At 73.0% G+C, this 8,771-nt stretch carries 8 protein-coding genes and 2 pseudogenes; 6 read left to right on the top strand and 4 right to left on the bottom strand.

The window, feature by feature from the left end; translation table 11 throughout:
* From ACFCY7_RS38585 to ACFCY7_RS38575, 3 genes are all read left to right on the top strand, one after another.
* On the top strand, positions 1-96 hold a 96-nt coding region (locus ACFCY7_RS38585; RefSeq protein WP_376490753.1), incomplete at its 5' end, for a substrate-binding domain-containing protein.
* 95 nt (positions 97-191) lie between these two features.
* On the top strand, positions 192-1,283 hold the full coding sequence (locus tag ACFCY7_RS38580) for a hypothetical protein (protein ID WP_376490752.1): 1,092 nt from the start codon (positions 192-194) through the stop codon (positions 1,281-1,283).
* Positions 1,284-1,499: 216 nt separating this feature from the next.
* Positions 1,500-2,498 carry a 1-aminocyclopropane-1-carboxylate deaminase/D-cysteine desulfhydrase gene (locus tag ACFCY7_RS38575; RefSeq protein WP_376490751.1) on the top strand — a complete coding sequence of 333 codons (999 nt, stop codon included), beginning with the start codon at positions 1,500-1,502 and terminating at the stop codon, positions 2,496-2,498.
* 110 nt (positions 2,499-2,608) lie between these two features.
* Here the strand turns inward: ACFCY7_RS38575 and ACFCY7_RS38570 are convergent, their stop codons facing one another.
* Together ACFCY7_RS38570 and ACFCY7_RS38565 are read right to left on the bottom strand one after the other, a co-directional pair.
* Positions 2,609-3,490 (bottom strand): diacylglycerol/lipid kinase family protein, encoded by an 882-nt coding sequence (locus tag ACFCY7_RS38570; protein WP_376490750.1) that lies wholly within the window; start codon positions 3,488-3,490, stop codon positions 2,609-2,611.
* Between the two features lie 61 nt (positions 3,491-3,551).
* A complete protein-coding gene (locus ACFCY7_RS38565) occupies positions 3,552-5,147 on the bottom strand; it encodes an FAD-binding oxidoreductase (protein WP_376490749.1) in 1,596 nt (531 codons plus the stop codon).
* Positions 5,148-5,221: 74 nt separating this feature from the next.
* Between ACFCY7_RS38565 and ACFCY7_RS38560 the strand changes: the two genes are divergently transcribed.
* Complete coding sequence (locus ACFCY7_RS38560; RefSeq protein ID WP_376490748.1) at positions 5,222-5,821, top strand: TetR/AcrR family transcriptional regulator; 600 nt, start codon at positions 5,222-5,224, stop codon at positions 5,819-5,821.
* Positions 5,818-7,386 carry a glycerol-3-phosphate dehydrogenase/oxidase gene (locus ACFCY7_RS38555; protein WP_376490747.1) on the top strand — a complete coding sequence of 523 codons (1,569 nt, stop codon included), beginning with the start codon at positions 5,818-5,820 and terminating at the stop codon, positions 7,384-7,386. The genes ACFCY7_RS38560 and ACFCY7_RS38555 overlap by 4 nt, the downstream gene beginning before the upstream one ends.
* Before the next feature lie 139 nt (positions 7,387-7,525).
* Here ACFCY7_RS38555 and ACFCY7_RS38550 read toward each other — a convergent pair.
* Positions 7,526-7,684, bottom strand: a pseudogene (locus tag ACFCY7_RS38550) (pirin); the annotation flags it as partial.
* 294 nt (positions 7,685-7,978) lie between these two features.
* Between ACFCY7_RS38550 and ACFCY7_RS38545 the strand changes: the two are divergent.
* On the top strand, positions 7,979-8,395 hold the full coding sequence (locus ACFCY7_RS38545; RefSeq protein ID WP_328972093.1) for a PPOX class F420-dependent oxidoreductase: 417 nt from the start codon (positions 7,979-7,981) through the stop codon (positions 8,393-8,395).
* 23 nt (positions 8,396-8,418) lie between these two features.
* Here ACFCY7_RS38545 and ACFCY7_RS38540 read toward each other — a convergent pair.
* Positions 8,419-8,658: pseudogene (locus ACFCY7_RS38540) on the bottom strand (transposase); the annotation flags it as partial.
* Positions 8,659-8,771 lie beyond the last annotated feature (113 nt).

Genomic DNA, 8,771 nt, shown 5'->3' with positions numbered 1-8,771 from the left:
TCCAAGAACGCCCAGGCCGCCGCCGCGTTCGTCGCCTGGCTGTCCTCACCCGAAGGACAGAAGATCCTCCAGGACGCCGGCTTCCAAAAGCCGTAGCGGATCCGGGGCCGTTCGGAGGCCGAGGGGCTGCCCGTACCGGGGGGACGGGCAGCCCCTCCGGCCGTACACGTGAACACACGAGGGAGAACCCGATGAGCACGAGAATCCGGCGGGGCTCCGCCACGGGCAAGGCCCTGATCCTGGCTGCTCTGTTGACCGTCGCGGTACCAGGAGGCGCGTACGCCAAAGCCGTCGACGTCACCGTCGTCACCCCCGGGGCCACCATGGGCCCCGCGACTCCCTTCACCGGAGTCTCCTCGCACGCCGACTGCACCGACGGCCTCGTCTCCGGCGGAGGGGCCGACCAGGCCATCGGCAGCGACGAGATGTCCAACGGCAACCACGTGCTGGGCATGGCGCCCAGTGCCGACGGCGCCACCGAGTACACCGAAGTGCCCGGGACCGTCGGCACCGACGCCACGCACTGGATGGCGTTCGGCGGAAGCGGGAGCCGCAGCAGCGGCGCCTTCTCCACCACCCCGTACGCGATCTGCCTGCGGAGCAACCTGATCAGGCACACGCAGGTCGTGATGAACAAGGCCCAAGGGCCGTCCGTGGGGTTGTCGTCCAAGCTCGTGACGGCGACCTGCCCGGTCGGCACCGTCCTGATCGGCGGCGGCGCCCGCACCACCCCGGCGGACGTCGGCAGTCTCAAGCCGATCGCGAGCTTCCCCACCTTCGCCGACGCCGCACACCACTTCGGCTCGATCGCCGCGGGTGACGGCGAGCGCGATCCCGACTCCTGGACCGCGGTCGGCGGGATCGGCGGCGGGCGCGGCGCCGACAACATGACGTACGCGTACGCGATCTGCAGCACGGACGGCATCGACCTCAAGCACGTCGCCACGACGGTCCGCTTCACCGAGGTCGACGGCCCGAACACGGCCTCCACGGGGGAGACGGCGACGACGGGCTGCTCCCGCGAGGACGGGCGGCTGGTCAGTGGCGGCGCCGCGATCAGCGGCGGCAACGTGACCACGACCGACTTCGGCAAGGCGACCTCGGGCGGCCCCCACCTCAACGGCAGCTTCCCGAGCGACGCCGCCGGCACCCCGGTCGGCGACGGGGGCGCCGACCCCTCGCACTGGACGGCAGCCACCCACAGCGGCGGTTCGCCCTCGCCGGGCAGCTACTCCGACGTCTGGGCGCTCTGCCTGGACGTGAAGCACGGGCACAAGCGGTAGCAGCTCCCCGAACACGCGCACCGGAGCGGCCCCTCCTGCCCCAGGAGGGGCCGCTCGACGTCGCGCGGGGACGATCGACGGTGGCCCGGGTCAGCGCACCCGGCCCCGCCTTCAGGTGCGCCGGAGTTCCCGATCGTCCCCCGTGAACGGTCCCTCTCGACACCGGGCGCGTCCGGGGATCCCGTGCCGGCGGCCCGGTCCTCTACCGTCTCCTCCATGCCACCTCCGCTGCTGCACCGGCGCTGTCCCGAACTGGCCGACTCGCTGCCCTTCCTCCGGCTGGGGAAGGGCCCCACACCGGTTCGGCGGCTGCCCGGACTCGGGGAGCGCTCCGAGCTGTGGGTGAAGGACGAGAGCGGATACGGCGACGGCGGCTGGGGCGGCAACAAGGTCCGCAAGTTGGAGTGGCTGCTGCCGGAGGCCCGGCGGCGCGGTGCGCGGACCATCCTCACGGTCGGCGGCCTCGGCACCAACTGGGGCCTCGCCGCTGCCTGGTACGCGCGGGAGATGGGGATCGGGGTGGCCCTGGGGCTGATCGACCACCCGGTCGACGAGCACGTGCGGGCCCAGCTGGAACGGCTGCGGGCCTCCGGTGCGACGCTGCACTTCCTGCACACCAAGACGGGGCTGATCCTGGCCGCGCCCTGGCTCTTCGCCCGACACGCCCACGGCCGCACTCCGCCGTACTACCTCCCGGCGGGCGGCTCCTCGCCGCTCGGTACGCTCGGCGCCGTCGAGATCGCCCTGGAGCTGGGCGCGCAGGTCGAGGCCGGGGAGCTGCCGGAGCCGACGTGGCTCGTCACCGCCGTCGGATCCGGCGGTACCGCCGCGGGTCTCGCCCTCGGACTGCGGCTCGCCGGGCTGCGCACCCGGGTCCTCGGTGTCGTGGTCAACGACACCCTGCGGTTAGACTCCGCCACCCTCCTCGGGCTGGCCCGCCGCTCCGCGGCCCTGCTCAGGGCCCGGGGTGCCGCTCCGAGTTGCGCCGGGCCCGCCCCCGACGCGATCCGCACCGAGACGGCCTGGCTGGGGGACGGCTACGCGCACCCCACCCCCGCCGGGGACCGCGCCCTCGCCCGCGCATCGGCGCGGGCCGGTCTGACCCTGGAACGCACCTACACCGCCAAGGCGCTCGCGGCCCTGCTCGACCTGGACGCGGCCGGGCGACTGGACGGCGGCCCGGTGCTCTTCCTGCACACCCACGGACCTCGATGAGGGCGAGGCCCGGTCGCACGAGCGGCGGGGACGACCGAGCCGGAGCGCGATCGGGGTGTGCGCTCCGTGGTCGACCGCCGTCCCGCTCCGTACCGGCGTTCTGTCCGTGGTCAGGCCAGCACGCGGAGGGCCGCGGGCCTCACCCTGAGGGTCACCGGCAGGGTCGCGTCGACCTCGCCGTCCGCGCCGTACGGCAGGGGGCGGTCGGCCTCGATGCGGACCTCCTTGCCGCGCAGGATCTCTATCTGAGGGCGGTTCACGTGCGCGCCCGTCTTCAGTTCGTTCATCATGGCGAAGAAGAGACGCTTGGGCGCCTCCTTGATCACCACGACGTCCAGGAGGCCGTCGTCGACCCGCGCGCCCGGTGCGACCTTCCTCCCGAATCCGTAGAAGCCGGAGTTGGCCGCGACCACGGTGTAGCCGGTGCGCTCGTGCCGGATCCCGTCGATCGTGATGCGGTACACGGCGGGCTTCCAGGCGAGGACCGCCCGGAGGCCGCCGGCGTAGTAGGAGGCCGCGCCGCGCAGCAGACGGGAGTCGTTGGCGTGGCGGTTGGCCACCGCGTCGACGCCCGCGTACACGCTGCCGAGGACGCAGGTCCCCCCGTGCTTGGCGGACTCCACCTCGATGGTGTCCACGGCCCGCGGTTCGCCGTCGAGCAGCACCTTGGCGAGGCCCGGGGCGTCGGTGGGAAGCCCCAGGGCGCGCGCGAAGTCGTTGCCGCGGCCCGCGGGGACCAGGCCGAAGACCGTGTCCGTGCCGCTGAGCGCGCCGCCGACGGTGCCGGCCATGCCGTCACCGCCGACGGCCAGCACGACGTGCCCCTTCGCCCCGGCGTCCCGGGCGAGTTCCTGTGCGTGTTCCAGGCTGCGGCTGTAGACGGTGTCGAGCCGCGCGCCCGCCTCCCGCAGCAGCCGGGCCAGCGGGAGCAGGCTCGCCGTGCCGCTGGAACCCCCTGCGGTGGGGTTGACGACGGCTGTGAACTGTCGCATGGATCTGGCCTCCGGGCGGCAGAAGGAGAGGTTCGGGAGGAAGGGGTTCGGGGGGCGGTACTCAGCGGACGGGGATCAGGACCCCGGGGCTCAGCACGCCGGACGGGTCGACCTCGGCCTTGACGGCCTGCAGCATGCGGATGCCGAGGGGGCCGATCTCGCGGGCGTACCAGTCGCGGTGGTCGGTGCCGACGCCGTGGTGGTGGCTGATGGTGCCGCCCGCCGCCAGGATCGCGTCGTTCGCCGCCCGCTTCACCGGCGCCCAGTGCGCGACGGCGTCCTCGCCCTGCGCGGAGACGACGGTGAAGTACAGCGAGGCGCCGTTCTCGTACGTGTGCGAGATGTGGCACATGACGAGCGGCGGGGTACCGGCCGTGGTGAGGGTGCTGGTCAGGGCGTCACGTACCGACGCGTACAGGCCGGGGATCGCGGACCAGAAGGCCGCCGTCTCCAGCGTCTCGGCGAACGCGCCGGCGTCGAGCAGCGCGTCGCGCAGGTAGGGCGCGTTGTAGCGGCCGTGCTCCCACTTGTCGCCGGCCTCCTCGCCGATGAACTCGCCGTCGCAGGCGAGGAGGACCTCACGCGCGGCGGCGCGGCGGGCGGCCGTGTCGGCCTCGGTGCCCTCGAAGCCGACGATGGCCATGCAGCCGGGGTTCTGCGGGAGTTCGGTGGCGCCGATGGCATCCGGTTGCGCCAGTCCGATGAAGGTCTCGGACTCGTCCGACAGTCGCAGCACCGTGGGCCGCGGGCCGTCCTGGGCGAGGCGGCGCAGTGCCGCCGTGCCCGCCTCGAAGGAGGCGAAGCGCCAGCCTTCGTAGATCCGCTTCTGGGGCAGCGGGCGGATGCGCACGGTCACCGCCGTGATCACTCCGAGGGCGCCCTCGGAGCCGAGGATCAGCTGACGCAGGTCGGGTCCTGCCGCCGAGCGCGGGGCTCGGCCGGTCTCCAGGGTGCCTTCGGGGGTGGCGACCGTCAGGCCGAGGACCATCTCGTCGAAGCGGCCGTAGCCGGCCGAGGCCTGGCCGCTGGAACGGGCGGCGGCGAAGCCGCCTACGGAGGCCCATTCGAAGGACTGCGGGAAGTGGCCGAGCGTCCAGCCCTGCTCGTTGAGCAGCGCCTCCGCCTGCGGGCCGCGCAGACCGGGCTGCAGGACGGCGGTGCGCGACACCTCGTCGATGGCGAGCAGCTGGTCGAGGCGCCGCAGGTCCAGGGCGGCGAAGGGCCGCTTCGTGGTGGGCGCGAGGCCGCCGACGACGGAGGTGCCACCGCCGAACGGGACGGCGGAGAGGCCGTGTTCGACGCAGGCCGCGAGGACGGCGAGGACCTCGTCGTGGCTGCCGGGGAGGACGACGGCGGCCGGGATGTCGTCGACCTCGCCGGCGCGGATGCGCAGCAGGTCGGGGGTCGACTTGCCGCGGGTGTGCCGGATGCGGCTCTCGGCGTCGTCCCGTACACCGTCCGGTGCGGAGACGGCGGCGCACAGGGCGGCGCTCGCCTCATCGGTCAGTGCCGGGGCGGGTACTTCGATGTCGGCGACGACAATCGGGCCGCTCTCGCGCGGCGTGACGCCGAGCAGGTCACGCAGCAGGCCGGTCACCGATTCGGGCAGGGGGGCCGCCTTGGCCGGGTCTCCCCAGCCGCTCCACAACATGTCCACTTCGAGAGGTTCCTCACGGTCTGTTTCACGGACGGCGCTGCCGCTCGGCCCGCACTGGCATTACACTGTGACAGATGACGCCCATTCGTCACAACCATGAAGACGCGGATCCCGTACTCGACGCCGCACGCGACTGCGTGCTCGCCGTCGGCGTACGGCGGACCACCCTCACCGACATCGCCCGGCGCGCCGGCGTGTCCCGGATGACGATCTACCGGCGCTGGCCCGACGTGCGCAGCCTCGTCGGCGACCTGATGACCCGTGAGTGGATCGCCGTCGCCGCCGACGCCATGCCGCTCGACGAGGACGATCGGCCCCAGCGGGAACGGATCGTCGAAGGGCTCGTCGCGGGAGCCGCGGCGTTCCGGGCCCACCCGCTGTTCCACAAGATCATCGACGTCGACCCCGAGCTGCTGCTGCCGTACATCCTCGACCGGCGGGGCGCCAGCCAGGACGCCTTGCTCGGGCTGCTCCACACGGCACTCGAGGACGGTCACGAGGACGGCTCCGTACGCCGCGTCCGGCCGGACCTGCAGGCCCGTTCCCTGCTGCTCGTCGTCCAGTCCTTCACGCTCTCGCTGCGCACCATGACCGACGAGACCGATCCCGAACTGAGCGAAGCCGCCTTCCTGGACGAGCTGCGCACCCTGCTGGAGAGGACCCTCACCCCATGACCCCCACGAGCGGCATCGCCCTTCCCGGCTCCTCCCTCGACGCCGAGCGGCGCCGACGCGAACTGGACCGGCTCGCCGACGGCGACATCGTCGACGTACTCGTCGTCGGGCTCGGCGCCACCGGAGCCGGAGCCGCCCTCGACGCCGCCACCCGCGGACTGAGCGTCGCCGCGATCGACGCCCACGACCTCGCGTTCGGCACCTCCCGCTGGAGCTCCAAGCTGATCCACGGCGGACTGCGCTACCTCGCGTCCGGGCAGCTCGACGTCGCCCACGAGAGCGCCGTCGAGCGCGGCATCCTCATGGAACGCACCGCCCCCCACCTCGTCCGCGCCCAGCCCTTCGTACTGCCCCTCACGCCGCTCGTCAGCCGCGGCCAGGCCGCCCTCGCCCGCGCCGGATTCCTCGCCGGCGACCTGCTGCGCGTCGGCGCCCGCACCTCGCGCCGCACGCTGCCCCAGCCGCGCACGCTGTCCGCCGTCGAGACCCGCCACCTCGCCCCGGCCCTGCGCCCCGTCGGGCTCCGCGGCGGCCTCCTCTCCTGGGACGGCAAGCTCTCCGACGACGCGCGCCTGGTCACCGCGATCGCCCGCACCGCCGCCGCCCACGGCGCCCGCGTCCTCACCCGTACCCGGGCCCTGGAACTCCACCGCGACGGCGCGCTGGTCCGTGACGAGACCACCGGCCAGGAGCTGCGCGTCCGCGCCCGCACCGTCATCAACGCGGCCGGCGTCTGGGCCGGCGGCCTCATCGACGACGTACGCCTCCGGCCCTCCCGCGGCACCCACCTCGTCCTGCGTTCCGAAACCCTCGGCCGGCTCTCCGCCGGACTGCACATCCCGATCCCCGGCGAGACGAACCGCTTCGTCCTCGTCCTGCCCCAGGGCGACGGACGCGTGTACGTCGGCCTCACCGACGAACCCGTCGACGGCGACGTCCCCGACGTGCCGGAGGTCCCCGAGACCGACATCGGCTTCCTCCTCGACGTCCTCGGCTCCGCCCTCGACGTCACCGTCCACCGCTCCGACGTGGTCGGGGCCTTCGCCGGGCTGCGCCCCCTGCTCGACACCCGGGACTCGGAGGGCCGCACCGCCGACATCTCGCGCAAGCACGCCGTGCTCACCTCGCCCGACGGCATCGTCACCGTCGTCGGCGGCAAGCTGACCACCTACCGCCGCATGGCCCAGGACGCCGTCGACGCCGCCGTGGCCGCCCGCGGCCTGACCGCCGGTCCGTGCCGCACCGCGTCCGTCCCCCTCGTCGGCGCCGCCCGCCCGCAGACCCTCGCCGGTCTCGACGTCCCGCCCCGCCTCGTACAGCGCTACGGCTCCGAAGCCCCCGCCGTCCACGCCCTCGGCCTCGCGGACCCCGCCCTCGCCGAGCCCGTCGTCCCCGGCCACCCCGTCACGGGCGCCGAACTGGTGTGGGCCGTCCGCCACGAAGGCGCCCTCGACACCTCCGACCTCCTCGACCGCCGCACCCGCATCGGCCTCGTCCCGGAGGACCGCGCCCTCGCCGAGGAGGCGGCCCGCGACGCCCTCGCCCGCACGGCCCCGGCGATGTGAACGAAACGGCGCCCCCGTCCGGACATCCGGACGGGGGTTCACAGGCGGCGAGGCCGGCCAGGGTGGAGATGGTCGGGTCGACGCGGCCGTAGACGATCACCGCTCCGTCGACCAGGCCGCTGCCTGCAATCCTCGGAGGTCAGCGCACCCGGCCCCGGGCCTTCAGGTGTGCCGCCGGGGCCTCCGGGGCGTCCAGGCGGTCGCCGTCGCAGCCCTTGACGTCACCGAAGCGGGAGCCGGTCATCCAGTCCTCCCTCGCCTGGCGGATCTCCTCGTCGGTGCGGGCGACGAAGTTCCACCACAACACACTTCATCACGGCGTCTCTGCAGGTGAATGCCCTATGAGCTCGTAACACGATCATGAGTTGTGTTTCGTGAGGCGCCGCCGGCAGATGAGGCTGCAGGCGAGGGAGACGAAGGCGTCGTGGAGTTCGGTGCCCAGGCGGTGTCCGGCGGATCACGTGACTGGCTCGCGCTCGGGTCACCGGTCTGGGCGCGGGCAGGGTGGCCTGAGGGCCCCACCTGGGCGATCCGGCACGGCGGGAATGTATTCCGGTGCGCCGCACCAGAGAGCCCGATTAGCCTCCCCGACATGCCCATTGAGATGAACGACACCGTGCGCAGCCTGCTTGACGTACCGCACCCGGCCGTCTTGTCCACCCTCAACCCTGATGGCAGCCCGCAGAGTTCGGTGGTCTGGGTGAGCCGTGACGGCGGCGAGCTGCTGATCTCCACCGAACAGGGCCGGCGCAAGGAACGGAACATACTCCGCGACCCACGCGTCGGCCTGACCGTCTTCGACCTCGCCAACCCCTACCTGTACGTCGAGATCCGCGGCACGGCCACCGTTACCGAGGACGCCGACCGTGCGGTGGCCGTCCGCATCGCCGAGGAATACCTCGGCCCGGGCGGCGGCAAGGAGTACCTGGAAGCCCCGCCGGAAGAGGTTCGAGTGGTCGTCCGCATCACCCCGACCAAGATCCTCGGCAACGCCACCAAGACCGCCTAGATTCCGTCCGGCGAGTCATGGGCGGCGTCGGCCTGGACGGCACGCAGGATCCGGTCCCACGTGCCGTCCGCCGACCAGCGCCGGTGCCGTTCACAGACGGTCTTCCAGCTGCCGAACCGCTCGGGAAGGTCCCGCCACGGCATGCCCGTTCGGACCCGGAACAGGATCCCGTTGATCACCTTGCGGTGATCGTTCCACCGTCCGCCACGCTGTCCCGACGCCGGCGAGTACGGCTCCAACCGGACCCACTCGGCATTCGTCAGGTCACCCCGCCCCTTGCCGGGAACAACGAGCCGGCAATCCGACGGTCACATGATCCGCCGGACACTGCCTAGGCACCTCGGGACAGCCGAAAGGGCGCCCGGCCTGGAACTTC

Source organism: Streptomyces sp. NPDC056361, assembly GCF_042262805.1.
In the GTDB taxonomy this organism is placed as follows: domain Bacteria; phylum Actinomycetota; class Actinomycetes; order Streptomycetales; family Streptomycetaceae; genus Streptomyces.
This window is presented reverse-complemented; position numbering and strand designations above follow the sequence as displayed.